16 protein-coding genes, 1 tRNA gene and 1 riboswitch are annotated in these 15,555 nt (G+C 30.4%); of the genes, 7 read left to right on the forward strand and 10 right to left on the reverse strand.

Features of this window, described 5'->3' with window-relative positions; all coding sequences use genetic code 11:
* Positions 1-3 precede the first annotated feature (3 nt).
* The 5 genes from BM072_RS14460 to BM072_RS14480 all read right to left on the reverse strand — a co-directional run bounded on the left by BM072_RS14460 (position 4) and on the right by BM072_RS14480 (position 6,294).
* Positions 4-1,290 (reverse strand): APC family permease, encoded by a 1,287-nt coding sequence (locus tag BM072_RS14460; RefSeq protein ID WP_092910195.1) that lies wholly within the window; start codon positions 1,288-1,290, stop codon positions 4-6.
* A gap of 70 nt (positions 1,291-1,360) precedes the next feature.
* Positions 1,361-3,748, reverse strand: a complete 2,388-nt coding sequence (locus tag BM072_RS14465; RefSeq protein WP_092910198.1) for a TonB-dependent receptor plug domain-containing protein — start codon at positions 3,746-3,748, stop codon at positions 1,361-1,363.
* A 63-nt stretch (positions 3,749-3,811) separates the two neighbouring features.
* Positions 3,812-3,916: riboswitch (SAM riboswitch) on the reverse strand.
* A 61-nt stretch (positions 3,917-3,977) separates the two neighbouring features.
* Positions 3,978-4,574 carry an aminotransferase class IV gene (locus BM072_RS14470; protein ID WP_092910201.1) on the reverse strand — a complete coding sequence of 199 codons (597 nt, stop codon included), beginning with the start codon at positions 4,572-4,574 and terminating at the stop codon, positions 3,978-3,980.
* Complete coding sequence (locus BM072_RS14475; RefSeq protein ID WP_092910202.1) at positions 4,558-5,517, reverse strand: aminodeoxychorismate synthase component I; 960 nt, start codon at positions 5,515-5,517, stop codon at positions 4,558-4,560. Before BM072_RS14475 ends, BM072_RS14470 begins: the two co-directional genes overlap by 17 nt.
* A gap of 15 nt (positions 5,518-5,532) precedes the next feature.
* Entirely contained in the window at positions 5,533-6,294 is a 762-nt protein-coding gene (locus BM072_RS14480) for a DUF4013 domain-containing protein (protein WP_092910205.1), read from the reverse strand.
* Between the two features lie 72 nt (positions 6,295-6,366).
* Between BM072_RS14480 and BM072_RS14485 the strand changes: the two genes are divergently transcribed.
* On the forward strand, positions 6,367-6,939 hold the full coding sequence (locus tag BM072_RS14485; protein ID WP_092910208.1) for a nitroreductase family protein: 573 nt from the start codon (positions 6,367-6,369) through the stop codon (positions 6,937-6,939).
* A gap of 128 nt (positions 6,940-7,067) precedes the next feature.
* The gene (locus BM072_RS14490) at positions 7,068-7,889 is read left to right on the forward strand and encodes an alpha/beta hydrolase (protein WP_092910211.1); all 822 of its coding nucleotides are present in this window, start codon (positions 7,068-7,070) and stop codon (positions 7,887-7,889) included.
* A gap of 68 nt (positions 7,890-7,957) precedes the next feature.
* Here the strand turns inward: BM072_RS14490 and BM072_RS14495 are convergent, their stop codons facing one another.
* Positions 7,958-8,485, reverse strand: coding sequence for an SRPBCC family protein (locus BM072_RS14495; protein WP_245752220.1), 528 nt, complete (start codon positions 8,483-8,485; stop codon positions 7,958-7,960).
* Positions 8,486-8,515: 30 nt separating this feature from the next.
* Entirely contained in the window at positions 8,516-8,977 is a 462-nt protein-coding gene (locus BM072_RS14500; protein WP_092910215.1) for a DinB family protein, read from the reverse strand.
* A gap of 134 nt (positions 8,978-9,111) precedes the next feature.
* Here BM072_RS14500 and BM072_RS14505 point away from each other — a divergent pair, with 134 nt between their 5' ends.
* The 3 genes from BM072_RS14505 to BM072_RS14515 all read left to right on the forward strand — a co-directional run bounded on the left by BM072_RS14505 (position 9,112) and on the right by BM072_RS14515 (position 11,400).
* A complete protein-coding gene (locus tag BM072_RS14505) occupies positions 9,112-10,212 on the forward strand; it encodes an Mrp/NBP35 family ATP-binding protein (RefSeq protein ID WP_092910219.1) in 1,101 nt (366 codons plus the stop codon).
* Positions 10,213-10,226: 14 nt separating this feature from the next.
* Entirely contained in the window at positions 10,227-10,520 is a 294-nt protein-coding gene (locus tag BM072_RS14510) for a NifU family protein (RefSeq protein ID WP_092910247.1), read from the forward strand.
* Positions 10,521-10,629: 109 nt separating this feature from the next.
* Complete coding sequence (locus BM072_RS14515; RefSeq protein WP_092910222.1) at positions 10,630-11,400, forward strand: DUF3108 domain-containing protein; 771 nt, start codon at positions 10,630-10,632, stop codon at positions 11,398-11,400.
* Positions 11,401-11,429: 29 nt separating this feature from the next.
* Here BM072_RS14515 and BM072_RS14520 read toward each other — a convergent pair whose 3' ends face one another.
* The 3 genes from BM072_RS14520 to BM072_RS14530 form a co-directional block, all read right to left on the reverse strand.
* Complete coding sequence (locus BM072_RS14520) at positions 11,430-11,819, reverse strand: DUF1398 domain-containing protein (protein ID WP_092910225.1); 390 nt, start codon at positions 11,817-11,819, stop codon at positions 11,430-11,432.
* A gap of 14 nt (positions 11,820-11,833) precedes the next feature.
* Positions 11,834-12,478: a leucyl/phenylalanyl-tRNA--protein transferase gene (gene aat, locus BM072_RS14525; RefSeq protein ID WP_092910228.1), complete on the reverse strand. Its 645-nt coding sequence runs from the start codon at positions 12,476-12,478 to the stop codon at positions 11,834-11,836.
* Between the two features lie 90 nt (positions 12,479-12,568).
* Positions 12,569-12,940, reverse strand: a complete 372-nt coding sequence (locus BM072_RS14530) for a DUF3127 domain-containing protein (protein WP_092910232.1) — start codon at positions 12,938-12,940, stop codon at positions 12,569-12,571.
* A gap of 118 nt (positions 12,941-13,058) precedes the next feature.
* Between BM072_RS14530 and BM072_RS14535 the strand changes: the two genes are divergently transcribed.
* Positions 13,059-13,140, forward strand: a tRNA-Leu gene (locus BM072_RS14535).
* Between the two features lie 1,322 nt (positions 13,141-14,462).
* A complete protein-coding gene (locus BM072_RS14550; protein WP_092910241.1) occupies positions 14,463-15,494 on the forward strand; it encodes an SIR2 family protein in 1,032 nt (343 codons plus the stop codon).
* Positions 15,495-15,555 lie beyond the last annotated feature (61 nt).

The following is a 15,555-nucleotide window of genomic DNA, read 5'->3' on the forward strand; positions in this document are numbered from 1 at the left end:
CTTTTATTTTTTTATATCGATTCGTTTATCAAAGTAAAACAGAATAATTCCTAATCCAATAATAGATAAACCAATCAAACTTTCTTTTGGTTTCTGCGTTAAAACAAAGTAACAGATATATAAACTAAAGGCTAAAAATATAGTTGGAAGTAAATAAAAAAGTCTACTTTTTATAATGGTTAATTCATCGCGTTTTATAAAAAATGCCGTACAAATTGCCAACGTTGCCAATACTTGTAAAACAAAAGATGTGTAAGTAAAAATTACTTCAAAATCTCCCGAAAAAATCAATAGAATACTAATTGTTGTATGCACCCAAATGGCACGAACTGGAATTCTATTTTTGTTTTCTTTCGCCATAAAACTCCATAACTTATTTTCTCGCGCTGTGGCTTGTGTTAAGCGAGAACCAATCCACAAATAACCACTAATTGTAGCAATTAATTGCAAGGCGATAAAACAACTTACCCATTTTACATTAGTGCCTAATAAATTTCGAAAAGAAATATTTGCAACATCCTCTTTTCCTACCAAAGATGGTGCTGAAGCGTGTTTAAGAAAAACATAATTAAGAAACACATAGGCTATTGTCACAAAAATAACTCCTATAAAAAGAGCTTTTGGTAAGTTTTTCTTTGGTTGATCAATTTCCTCAATTATATACGATGCAGAATTCCAACCCGTATATGCAAACGTCACATAAACCAACGAAGTTGCAAAAGCAGGCAACAACAATTCTTGCTTCCAAGTATCGTCTAAAACTATTGCATTTGGTTCTACAGCTGGTATAAAGTAAAATCCGATAGCAATTAAAACCAAAATAAAAACAACTTTTAGAATTGTAAATACATTCTGAAATTTACTACTCAAGCTTAAGCTAAAAGATTGAAAAACGGCAACAATTAAAATCATTACAATCGCAAACTCTTTTCCAAAATTGAATCCGAGAATATTCAAATATTTACTCATTGCCAATGCCGCAAGCGAAATGGGTGCGGAAAAACCAACAAACAAAGAAATCCAACTCGACAAATAACCCATAACTGGATGAAATGTGCGCGATAGATAAATATAATCGCCACCAGATTGTTTAAATTTCGAGGCTAATTCCGAATAAATAAACGCACCTATCAATGCTAAAAAACCACCAATTATCCACAATGATAAAATAGCATACGTATTTTTTAGATCATAAATCTGATAACCTAAACTTGTAAAAACACCAGTTCCGATCATATTCGAAATAACTAATGCTGCTGCGGTTTTCCAACCAATTTTCAAACTTGCCATACACAAAAAAGTGTCAATTTTAGATGTTCAAATTACATCAAAACTGACACTATATTTTATTTATTTTTAATTAAAATTTAAAACTTGCTCTTGCAAAATAATAAGCTCCCGTCATTCCCATTTGTACTGGCGCATGTGGAAAAACACCGTAATACGAATTTTCGTACGCTTGGTCATCAGGAAAAACATCAAACAAATTATTTGCCCCAATTGTTAGATTAAAATTCTTTGTAATATCATATCCAATCGAAGCATCAGTAACTACTTTACCCGAATTTTCTTGCACAACTCCCCACGGATAACCATCTTTTGTTACTTTTCCGAAATAGGTATTTCTAACCATAAAATTAAAGCCAGAAATTGCATAATTCAATCCTAAAGTTGCTTTAGTTTTTGGGCTCAAAGATTCGATAATATTAACTTGATCTGGTCCAAAAAATTCTTTTTGATCAATTGTTAAAGCAGATGGAAAATGATAATCAACAATTTTTGTTTCGTTGATATTTCCAGATAAATTAACATTCAATTTTCCTCGTCCCAAACGTGTATCGTACGAAACAACTAAATCAATTCCGCGTGTTTCGGTATCAATTGCATTGGTAAAAATACGCGCCGTTGCAACATTATATTTTTCTAATGCAGGATCTGTAATGTCAGATGTTAACACAATTCTGTCATCAACACGAATAAAATAACCATCTAAAGTGATGAATAATTTTGACGTCGGACGAAATGTAAGACCTAAACTTGCATTGATTGATTTTTCTTCTTTCAACTTATCTAAACCAATTTCTCTTGATAATTCTGACTCATTTCTAATCACTCCTTTTGTGACTAAAACCTGATCGCCATTGTCATTTAAAAATAAATCGGTGTACGAATTACTAAAATATTTTTGTTGTAAAGATGGCGCTCTAAATCCTGTAGAAATTGCTCCACGAACCGAAAATCCTTTTGCATATTCGTAACGCATTGTTAATTTTCCGTTGATTGTACTTCCAAAATCTGAATAATTTTCGAAACGACCAGCTGCATTTGCAGTAAAATCACCAAATTTTAATTCTCCATCTACATAAACTGCAACAGAATTACGGTCTCCTTTTACTGCATTTAAAGGTGAAAAACCAACAAAAGATTCAGATCCAGAACCTGAATAAGATGCTTCGTCACCAGCTTCTATTTCATATTTTTCGTAACGATATTCTCCTCCAAAAGCTAAACTAAAGTTTTGATTGATACGTTTTGAAAAATCTAAATTGACTGTATTTTGTAAAAATGAATGTCTACCTGCATAAAAACTTGTTGGCGAATCTGCACCTAACGAATAATTTATAGAGTTATCAACATCGTATTTGAAAGAATTTAAACCAAATGTATTACTCAAATCAATTTTCCAACCATCATACGAATATCGCAATCCTGTTGAATTTGAATAATCATTGATATTTGATTTTAAAGTTGCTTGAAAGCCATTTGGATAAACACTTAAAGCGTCTGATGGTAATTCGCTTGGTAAACGTCTAAAACCAAAACCTTCTCCTTGACGTAAACTAACTCCTCCAAACGAATAAAAATCTAAACGATCTGTCAAAGCAGTTTCTGCATTTACAAAAAACTGTTGATTTTTGATTGCCGCATCACCAATTTGAAATCTAAAATCTTTACGTGTTAATCCTAATTCAGCTAATTTTGCATCGTCTGCAGCGCGTGCAGCATCAGGATCATCTGCAAAATCATACGCGAAATTATCTCCAAAAATATCTAAATTATTATCTTTAGAACGGTTAGTTTTTTTACGATCTGTAATCACAGCAGAAAAAACAATAGACCCCGTTTTACCTAATTTTGTACCGTAACTTCCATTAAAATTATACGTTTCACCATCATTTCTAGAAGTTTGTCCATAAGTTAAAGACGCATCGCCTCCTGGTTTAGTTTTTAGAACAATATTTACAACACCTGCAATGGCGTCAGAACCATATTGTGCCGCAGCACCATCGCGTAAAACCTCAACTTTATCAATTGCAGAAATAGGAATCGCACCCAAATCTGTACCAACAGAACCGTTACCAACCGTATTTTGATAATTTACCAAAGACGTTGTATGACGACGTTTACCGTTAATTAAAACCAAAACTTGATCTGGTCCCATTCCTCTTAAAGTTACTGGATCGATATGTTCTGTACCATCCGAAGATGATTGACGAACGGAATTGAATGAAGGAATTACGTAATTTAAAATATCGTTAACAGATAGTTGTGGTGATGATTTCTTGAATTGCTCAATATCGATGATATCAACAGGAACAGATGAATTTACAACTGTTCTTTCTGATGTACGACCACCAACCAAAATAACTTCGTTAAGACTTGTTGTTTCTTCTTCTACTTCTTGTGCAAAAAGTAATGAAGACCCGAAAATTGCGAATGATGCAAGTAAAAATTTGTTTCTTTTCATGTTATTTAATCATAAACTCGCAAGAAACCAACACGTAAAAGCAGGATAAAAGTGAAAAACTTTTACTCATCTTTACCTTTTATTAGGTTGGATTTAGCACCTTGATTATTAAGATTTCTGGTTGCTAAGGTTTCATTGGGCCATTCCCTCCGCCTTTCTTGATAAGTTATGCAAATGTAATGTTAAATGGACGAAAAAACAAATTAAACTCTATCAAAATTATAGAGTTTTAAAATAATTGAAGAATGCTAATTTCTTGACTTTCATCAAAATTCATCATTGCATTGATTCTTTTAAATGATTGATAATTGACTAAATCTGAAACTTTAATATTTTTTTCTTTAATTTTTCCATCATTCAAAAGTGATTCTCGCATTGTACCTTTTAGTAAAATAGAACGCGGAGTAAACCAATTTTCGCCGTCAAAAAATATAATATTCGAATAAATACAATCTGTGATATAATTAGATTTTACTAAAACCAAATCGTCTGTTTGGGCTTCTTTTAAATATTCATCAAAAAACCATCTATCCAAATATTTGTAAGTATATTCTATCTTATTTTCTATCGTAAAAAGCTTAATCGTAGAAATTGGTTTAATTTGATACGGCTGAAATTCTATCGATAATATTTCTCTATCATATACAATTCTTACTTTGTATTTTTCGTCGGTTAAATCGCTCGGAAATTGAATAATTTCTTGCAATAAAATCGGTGTACTATCATTAAAATTATCACTTCGTGTACGATCAAATCGGGCTTGATGATATTCTAAATTTCTAAGTTCTTTGTTAACACAACAAATCGATTCAATAAATTGGAACATATACTTTCTGAATTAATTCTTCATATTCTGCTTTCGCCTTACTTTTCGCTGTAATTCCTCCTCCACTCTTAAAATATAAGGAATCGTTATCTCTTTCAATAAAACGAATCATCACAGCACTATCTAAATCTTTGCCATCAAAAACACCAAAAACACCTGTATAAAATTTACGTTCATAACCTTCGGCTTCAGTAATAATTTGGAGCGTTTTCTTTTTTGGCGCACCACAAATAGAACCCGCAGGTAAAAGTTGATCAAAAATAGTTCCGATATTTTGATGGAAATCTGTTTTCAAATCTCCTCTAATTTCCGAACTTACTTGCAATAAAGTTGTATCATTTGTTTTCAGTTCGTCAATATAACGGTATTTTGTAACCTCAACATTTTCGGCAACTAAACTTAAATCATTTCGAATTAAATCGACAATTGTTGCGTGTTCGCTGGCTTCTTTTTCGTCATCCAAAATTAATTGTTTGGCATTAGGAATTGACGCATCAATTGTGCCTTTCATTGGATTAGAAAAAATTTGTTGATTTTCTATTTTCACAAAACGTTCGGGAGAAAAACAAACAAAATCTTCTTTGTATTTCAGCTTATATTTTGCTTCGGAAAACTGATAAATTTGACTTAAAGATAAATCGGTTTCTATTTTTGTTGGATAAGTTAAATTGGTTAGATATGAATTTCCAAACATCAAATTTTTATGAACTATTTGAAATTTAGGTAAATATTCTTGAAACGAAATAGGTTGTTTTTTGAAGGTAAATTCTTTATGAATAGACTGTTTTTTCTCCGAATTAATCTCGAAATTAATTTCGTTATTTAATTCGTGCAACGGTATAATTTCTCCATTTTCTTTTAGAAAATCAATCATAAAAAAAAAGGGAACTTTTGCAGCTCCCAATTCATTCATTTTATCAAAAATCGAATGCTTTGCTAACATTCGATAAAATTAAGCTTATTCTTGGTTTGTACCAATTCTATCTATTTCTGTATTTCCTTCGTCCGTCAATAACATCTCTTTTAGCATAAAATAAACCATCATATAACCAAGCGGATAACTAGCAATTGCACCAATATAACACGCAACCATACCCAGAGAAGAAACCAAACTAACCACAATTGCAAATAAAACAAACCACCAAAAATTATTTTTTACAATGGCGTAAGATGTTTTCATAGCATCTATTGCGCTCATATTACCGTAATGTATAAGATAAGGCACAAGAAACATGCAAGCTTGTAAAACAAACAACAATGCAATGGCAAACAACATATAAAACATACCGAAAAGCGTTGTACCTAACAATAAACCTTCGTTTAGGTGATTAGGATCATTAAAAAGTAACGGCATTAATGTGAAAATAAAATATGGTGATAACACAACAAGCGAAATAACAGTGACAATTATTGAATAAATAAAATAATTACCGATGTTTTTAAATCCTCCAAAAAAATCTTTCAGTTCTAAACTTTGGCCACTTTCTGCACGTTCTGCTCCAATCAAATAACCAATCATTAATGGATAAGCGATTAATATCATTCCAATAACAGTAAAATAAGAAACAATAAATAACACCGCAGCAACTAAAGAATAAATGACAAATGGCTGCCAATTATTTGTAAATAATTCGATTGATTGGTTAAAATATATACCAATATCAAATTTAAATTTATTGGTTTTGTAGTACTCGACTTTACTATAATCTAATGTTTTCATCTTAATGTTAGTTTAATTGAATTTAATGTAAATTTGCTATATCAGTATAATTTATAACATAATTGTTACACCATGAATGCAAACGATTTATTATCAATCATAAAAAAACGACGTTCGGTTTTTCCTCAACAATATAATCAAGAAGAAATTACAAAGGACGAGTTATCTCAAATTTTTGAAGCTGCAAATTGGGCACCTTCTCATAAAAAAACAGAACCTTGGCGTTTTATTGTTTTAGAAGGACCTTCGAAAGATCGTTTTCGCGAATATGTAAAACGTGTTTATGTGCAAGGAACGCCGCCCGACCAATTAAGTGATAGAAAAATGAATGCATTGATTGAGAAATGCGATAAATCAAACAAAATCGTTTTAATCAATTTTATTAATGCAGAAAAAAATCCTGAATGGGAAGAATTGGCTGCCGTTTCTATGGCTGTTCAAAATATGTGGTTAATGGCTACTGCGCTAAATATTGGCGGATATTGGTCGTCGCCATCAAATGTAATTGCAAATGTTGACGAATTTACACCGATGCAAGAAGGTGAAAAATGTGTTGGTGTTTTTTACATGGGAAAATATGATGGAGAATTAACCGAAGGTGTTCGCCAATCTACAGACGATAAAGTGAAGTTTTTAGATTACTAAAAATCTTAGATAAATAACAGTAAAATAGGTTGCCGAATTTGGTAACCTATTTTTTTTGTGATAAAAACTCATTTATCAACTTCATCAAAATTTGTATATTTGATAACACACGTTTAATTAAAAAACTTATGAAATCAATTTATAAATTGCTTCTAATCTTCGGATTATTTACTTGTATTGTTAGTTGTAAAAATAATCTACCAACATATAATGATCCAATTCCGAAACATGATACGTTTACCATTAACTCTAAAAATGTAAACGAAACACGAACAATTAATGTTTGGGTTCCGGATAATTATTCTACCTCAACAGATTCTTTAATGGTGATGTATATGCCTGATGGCGGAACGAAAGAAGATTTTCCGCATATTGCAAATACATTGGCCGAATTAATACAATCAAATAAAATAACACCAGTAATTTTAGTTGGAATAGAAAATACCCAACGAAGACGAGATTTAACGGGAAAAACAGAGGTAGAAGAAGATAAAAAAATTGCACCAATTGTTGGCGGTTCTACAGAGTTTAGAGCTTTTCTGAAGGATGAATTATTTCCTGAAATTAATAAACGTTATCGTACAACAAACAAAAAAGGAATTATTGGAGAATCCTTAGCGGGTTTATTTGTTATCGAAACTTTTTTGGAGCATACAGATATGTTTGATGTTTACATTGCGATGGATCCTTCGCTTTGGTGGAATAATAAATATTTAATTCGTACTGCAAAAGATGATTTGGCTAAATTTCCATCAACACCAAAAAAAATATGGTTTGCAGGTTCTCAAGCAACTGACATTTCTGCTTCTACTAATCAATTAGCAGAAATTTTAAAAACTACTCATCTTCCGAATTTAGAATGGACGTATTCTGATGAACCAAAAGAAGATCACAGTACAATTTACAGAGCTACAAAAGAAAAAGCATTGATTTGGGCGTTGAAGAAATAAGATAAAATGGAATAAAAAAATCACTTTAGCTTTTAACTAAAGTGATTTTTTTTGTGATTATTATAAATTTATTTTTCGCTTAGCTCTTTCAATTTTTTAAGACCTTTTCCGTAAGAATCCTCCATTTGATAATCCATCATCAGTTTCATTAAATTCATCGGATAATCTAATTCGCAATCCATATTCCAAACTACTTTTGTTGTATTTCCTTCTTTAGTCAAAACGACATCCGAAGTTGCATCACTTTCAAAAGGTTTTTTAAACATCATTTTTGTTGCAATTTTTTGATTCGGAACTAAAGCTGTTATCACGTGACAACCTTGTCCAACATCATCATTTCCATCCCAACAATATTCGTCTCCAACTTGACCTTGATTTCCAGAATACGTTAATTTCAAATTTGGATCAAGACTCATCCAAGGATTCCATTCATTAAATTTTTTAGATGAACTAGCTTGCTCATACACTTTTTCGATAGGAGCATTTATAACTATTGATGTTTCGAAATGATATTTTTTACCAATTGCGAACATTGCAATAACTAAAACACCAATCAATATTACAATTGACCAAAGTACTTTTTTAAGAATTTTCATATTCGTGTAATTTTATGCGTAAAAGAATGCTTAGAACGGAATATTTTTTTTCATTGAATGCATGTATCCCAAATGCATTGCTTCGTGTATATTGTTGTACAAAATTGCATCTTCTATAGATTCTAATGTAATTCCGAAACTTGTTTTATAGGATTTATAGTACGATAATTTCTCAGATCTATAATCTTTAAAAAGTTGCATTGGTGTATTTTCTAACATTTCTTTCAACTCTTTTACATCCGCTTCTGTGGCTTCTGTATTTCCAAGGGTTCCTTTTTTATACTTCTGTATAAAATCAATATCTACCAACATTCGTGTATCCGTCAAATAATAATGTATTAATTGTTGCGTTGCCAACACGTGCGCTGCATTCCAAAATAAATTATTTTTATATCCCATCGGAATGTAAAGTAATTGTTTTAAAGAATGTTGTTCAAGCTCATCAATAATCTGTTTTCTGATATTTGTTAGATAAATAATATGCTCTTCCATAGTTAGATTTAAAGTTTAAATATACATTAAATTACATCTGTTTATCAAATTATAAAGCAAAACAATTAAAATCACGTTTTTAGATTCTCTAAAGTCTTTGATTCTTTGTAATTTTGCCTAAATAAAACTATAAGATGGCTTATACAAGAGATCAAATATATCAAGTATTAGAAGAATTAGGTATTCGTAACTGGATGCGTAATGCTCAAGTGGTGGGAAATGATATTATTTTAGACATTGTTTCTCCTTCTCCAGCAATGCACGAACGCAAAAGGTTAGAAATTGCCTTGAAGAATGCATTTAAAGAAAATTTACCTGAAGCAAATTTAACATTAAATATATCTGTTGAAGTAGAGGAAAAAAATCCGAACGAAATCAAAGGTTCAGAATTACCAGGTGTTAAAAACATTATTGCTGTAGCATCAGGAAAAGGTGGTGTTGGTAAATCTACTGTTTCTGCAAACTTAGCAATAAGTTTAGCAAACATGGGATTTAAAGTTGGTGTTTTAGACGCCGATATTTACGGACCATCTATGCCAATTATGTTCGACTGTCAAGACGCTCGTCCATATTCTGTAGAAGTTAATGGTAAAACAAAAATAAAACCAGTAGAAGCTTACGGAATCAAAATTTTATCAATTGGTTTCTTTGCAGATACAGATCAAGCAATTGTTTGGCGTGGACCAATGGCTGCAAAAGCACTTAATCAAATGATTCGCGATGCACATTGGGGAGATTTAGATTTCTTATTAATCGATTTACCTCCAGGCACAGGTGACATCCATTTATCTATCGTACAACAAGTTCCAATTACGGGTGCAGTTGTGGTTTCTACACCGCAAACTATTGCCTTAGCAGATGCAAGAAAAGGAGTTGGCATGTTCCAAATGGAAGCAATTAACGTTCCTGTTTTAGGAATTGTAGAAAATATGGCGTATTTTACACCTGAAGAATTACCAAACAATAAATATTATATTTTTGGACAAAACGGTGCAAAACATTTAGCAGAACAAATTAGTGTTCCTTTCTTAGGCGAAATTCCGATTGTACAATCTATTCGCGAAGCTGCCGATGTAGGACGCCCTGCTGCTTTACAAGAAGGCACAATTGTTGCCGAAGTGTATAAAAATATTGCACGTAATACTGTACAAAGTTTAGTAGAACGTAACACAACATTACCTCCAACAGAGGCTGTTCGTATTACGACTATGGCTGGTTGTTCAGCAAAAAATTAAAAAAGAAAAAGATCATGACTCCAGAAGAAAAATATTCAGAAGTTGAAAAGGCCTTAGCTGAAATTAGACCATTCTTAAATTCAGATGGAGGCGATATCGAATTAGTATCTATAGAAGATAATATCGTAAAAGTTCGCCTTACAGGTGCATGTATTTCTTGTTCTGTCAACCAAATGACTTTAAAGTCGGGTGTAGAAATGACAATCAAAAAATATGTACCAGAAATCATTTCAGTAATCAATGTTTCGGACCTTGAAACTTCTACTGAAGCTGATCTCATCTCTTCGATTGCGAAAGAAGAACATTAAATTAGTTAAAATAACATATTAATTAAAACGTCTTTATATCAATTTATAAAGACGTTTTGTTATTTTTGGCAAACAATTTGAATTTAAACCAACCAAACAAAAAACTATAATGAGAAAATATATTTTATTCTTCACATTACTACTATTTACATTTTCTACTAAAATTAATGCGCAAGCAAATTACAAAGGAGGAGAATTTCTGAAATTTAGAATTCATTATTCTGGATTAAATGCTGGCTTTGCAACCATCGATGTAAAAGATGTTACACTTAACGGGAAAAGTCATTTTCATATTATTGGAAAAGGAAGTTCTAGCGGGGCAGTTCGTGCGTTTTTTAAAGTAGATGATTTATACGAATCTTACATTGATAAAGCAGATTTTAAACCAACAAAATTTGTACGAAACGTTGTAGAAGGAAGTTATAAACGTCATCAAATTTATTATTTTGATCATGCTGCGAAAAAAGCAAAAGTCGAAAATAAACGCGATGGCACAACAAAAACAGAGACTATACCGTCTGATGCGCAAGATTTACTTTCGGCTTTTTATAGTTTGAGAAATGCAGATCATTCAAAATTAAAAACGGGTGATTTCTTAAACGAAAATATTTTTTTAGGCGATGAAACACTAAAATTTAAACTGAAAGTTTTGGGTAGAGAAACCTTAAAAACTAAATTCGGAAAAATAAATACAATAAAAATTCGTCCGTATGTACAATCTGGACGTATTTTCGAAGAATCGGAATCTGTAACAATGTGGGTTTCTGATGACGATAATCTTGTCCCAATCAAGATAAAAGCAGGCTTATTAGTTGGTTCTTTAAATGCAGATTTATACGAATACAAGAATTTGAAATCGCCAATAAAATTTACGAAATAACTTATTTTCATATAAAATAAAATCCCGCATTATTGTGGGATTTTTTCTTCAAGTACTTTTTTTCCTTCTTTATCAAAATACGTACACGTCATTTTATCCAACAAAACAATCCATTTTTCTACGCCTGTTTCAGCACAATGTGTACAAAATGTATAATAATCTGTTTCGCCTTGTTGATGAATTTTAAGATACGCAGCAAACTTTTCGTTGTCTACATTATCAGCAATTGCTAAATCAGTATATTTCGGAAGTGATGATGTAATAAAATCATCTGCTCCAAAATAATTTGTACAACTATCTTTTACCAAAGTTTCAAAAGCTACAACGCCTAATTGTTTTATTTCTTTGATATAACTTGGAAAACCAGCGCCAGATTTTATTTTATCATGTGCTGCCTCTATCTGTGCAATTGTAAACATAGTTTTTATATTTTTTAAGATTGATTATTATCTTCAAGATACTCTAAAAATACTTCTGATGGAATTTCCACCGCACCCAAACTAGCTAAATGTTCGGTATAAACTTGGCAATCTATCACTTGATATTTGGAATGATATTTTGCAACAAATTGTATAAAACCTGCTTTTGACGCATTGCTAACTTTTGCAAACATACTTTCGCCACAAAAAATATTTCCCATTTCTATTCCATAAAATCCTCCAACAAGCTCATCACTTTGCCAAACCTCAATACTTTTAGCTACGCCAAGCTCGTGTAGTTTACAATAAGCCTCTATCATATCATTTGTAATCCAAGTGCCGTCCTGCCCTTTTCTGTAGGCTTCAGAACAGTTTATAATCACTTCTCGAAATGCTTTGTTCTCTGTAAATGTAAAAGTTTTGTCTTTAAAGACTTTTTTCATCGATTTAGAAACATATAAATCTTCTGGAAACAGAACAAAACGATCATGTGGAAACCACCAAAGAATTGGTTCGTCTTCGTTAAACCAAGGAAAAATACCCAGTTTATAAGCCATCAACAATCGTTCTGAAGAAAGATCTCCTCCAATTGCTATAATTCCTTCATCATTAACTTCCGAGTGATCTGGAAATACCAAATCTTGTCCTAACCAATACATTTTTCCTACTACATTTAAATTTTATGCAAAATAAAAAAACGTGTCCAAGTTTTTGAACACGTTTATATGATACATTTTATTGTCTACAAATTAAAATGGTAAATCATCATCATCTCCGTTAGAAAAAGTATCTACTGGAGGCGCTGGTGCAAAATTATCATATCCTTGTGGAGCTTGAGCAGCAGCATTTGCCATATTCTCTATTCTCCAAGCTTGGATTGTATTAAAGTATTTTGCTACACCTTCTGGATTAACCCATTCGCGACCACGAATGTTGATTGAAACTTTAACTTCATCACCATCTTTGTAAGCGTTTAATACATCTGTTTTATCTTGTGTTAGCTCAATTAAAATATCCTGTGGATATTGTTCTTGCGTTGTCACAACAAATTCTCTCTTTTTGAAACTTGCGGTAATATTTTGAGTTTCAAACACTTTTTTAATTCTTCCAGTAATTTCCATTTTTGTAAAAGCTTTGTGCAAATTTAAAGTGTAAAAAAAGATAAAAAAAATTTTTGTTGGAAATTTTGTTCAAACAAAAATAAATGTATATTTGCAATCCAATTCGATGAGAATTAAAGCGGGCGTGGTGGAATTGGTAGACACGCTAGACTTAGGATCTAGTGCCGCAAGGTGTGAGAGTTCGAGTCTCTCCGCCCGTACAACTTCAAAAGGTAATTACTTAATAATATAGTAGTTACCTTTTTTGTTTTATATAATTGCACAGCTATTGCACAGTAATCTATAAAAATTATAACATAGATATTGTTTATGAAATGCTCATCTTAATATAGTGAATGTTATTAATTATTAACAAACTACAAACCTATATTACTATAAAAATCTATATTAATTGAATATAATAAGCATTATTATATAGTATATAAAAGCTCAAACTCTTTATTTAAAATAATTAAAAATACTTGCCCACACCCAAAATAAAAAAGTGATTCTCTTTTCAGAAAACCACCCCTATCATCTACATAGATGATAATATGAATCTATTTATAGGTATCAATTCTTTAAAATTAAAAGAGACATAAGAGTTTATATCTCAAAAGCAAAAATATGTAATATAAATTTATATAATACGTATAATATCCCTATAAATAAAGCTAATACAATTCCAACTACTATTGGTAACAATAAGGAAAACCGAATTATTGGATAAACAAATGAAGAAAATATATTATATATCCCAAAATACCTTACAAGTAACTTATTAATAATTTCAAGCACAGGACAAACTATAAATGAAATAATAGTATTTATCATTAAAAAATTGAAGTGAAAGGCATAGCTAAGAATCCAATAATTAAATCCCCCAATAAAAAAAACAAATATACTATCTTGTAGTATCTCCTTAAATTCTTCTCGAATTGTAGTTATATTCATCTTAAAAACAACATTAAACCATTATCTTTCTATACATTTAAAACACTGTGTAAACTAAAAGAGCCAATAAAGCTCCAAATAATTGAGCAGTTCTATTATGTTCATTCTTTGATGAACTAATTGATATGATTTCCCAAAATATTAAAAAAATCATAATTATAAATTTGTTGAAATTTGTATCAAAAATCTTCAGTACTGTGAAAATAAAAACTAAACTAATCAAGTTGCAAGTAAAACTTAATCCAAATTGATAACCTTTTGAAGTATTACTAATAACTTTATTTTGATTAGCTTCAAAAGACGATATTAGAATACCAAATAACAGACTACCAATAAGAGTACTAATTAATTTTAATACATAAGTCCCTAAAAATGTAAAGAAATAATATAAATAAATCATTTTATAATGTTTTTGTAAAATTCAATTTAATTATCAATATTACATTACGGGAAACCGTAATACACAACTATGTTCTTAAATTTTATTTTTATAAAATATTTAATAATGTTATGGTTAAGATTGTTAAAATCAAACAGCAATACGATTTGAAATTTATTTTATTAATTTTACAACATGTATTAATGATTAATGGAAAAACTTTTTAAACTAATTAGGGAAGAAAATGTAGTTTTATTTGTTGGTGCTGGTTTTTCAATGTATACAGGATTACCATCAGGAAATAAACTAAAAGAAGAATTAATTAATTCTGTACCTGATCTAAGAGAGGATTTAAATTATAATGATTCTCTTAGTAAAGTTGCAGACGATATAATAAATCTTCAAAACGGTTCGAGAAACGACATTAACAATCTACTTAAAAAACTGTTCAACAAAACTAATTTTGATAATTTAGAAACTCATCAAAAATTAGCTTCAATTCCTCATATAAATTCTATTATAACCACAAATTATGATAAAACTTTAGAAATTGCTTATTCAGACAATCATCATTTAATCTACAAAGATAATGACCTTGCTTATATTGAAAAATCAAAAACTAACATCTATAAAATTCACGGAACTATAGACTCTTTAGACAGTATTATTTTAAGTAAAAAGGATTATAACGATTTGTACAAAAACAACTTTTCAAACAGCCTTATTTGGTCTCAAATAAAAAGTTTGCTTACAACAAAAACTGTCGTTTACATAGGTTACGGTCATGAAGATGATAATATTGATGTTATTACTGATTTTATACATGATTCTTTAGGCTCAAACTTTAAAGAAGCTTATCTTATTTCTCCTAATTTAAAGAAAACTAAACTTGCCGAATTAAATAGAAAGAAGATAAAATACATTGATTCTACAGGAGAAGAATTTATTAATAGTTTATTAGAAAATATAAATGAAAATATACTTGATGACCATAAAAACAAAATTGTATCAGATGAAACATTTACTAAATTTTTACATCAAGCAAACATAAAACCAACAATAAAAAAAGAAGAAGATTCAAACACTATTGTTAATTTAGAAAGTAAAGACGGTAATAATTTAGTTTCTAACTTTAGTTTATCTTTAAATAAAGAATCCGATAAAAATAAAGAGTTTTTGGATTTTGTAAATGGAGATAAAATAGGAACTGGATATACTAACTTAGTTGGGAGTAAAAGTTAAGCATAAAACCTTAATTTTAATATATGAAAAGAATCCGTAAAATTTATCCAAGCGATTTTAA

It is taken from the genome of Algoriella xinjiangensis (assembly GCF_900115015.1).
In the GTDB taxonomy this organism is placed as follows: Bacteria; Bacteroidota; Bacteroidia; order Flavobacteriales; family Weeksellaceae; genus Empedobacter; species Empedobacter xinjiangensis.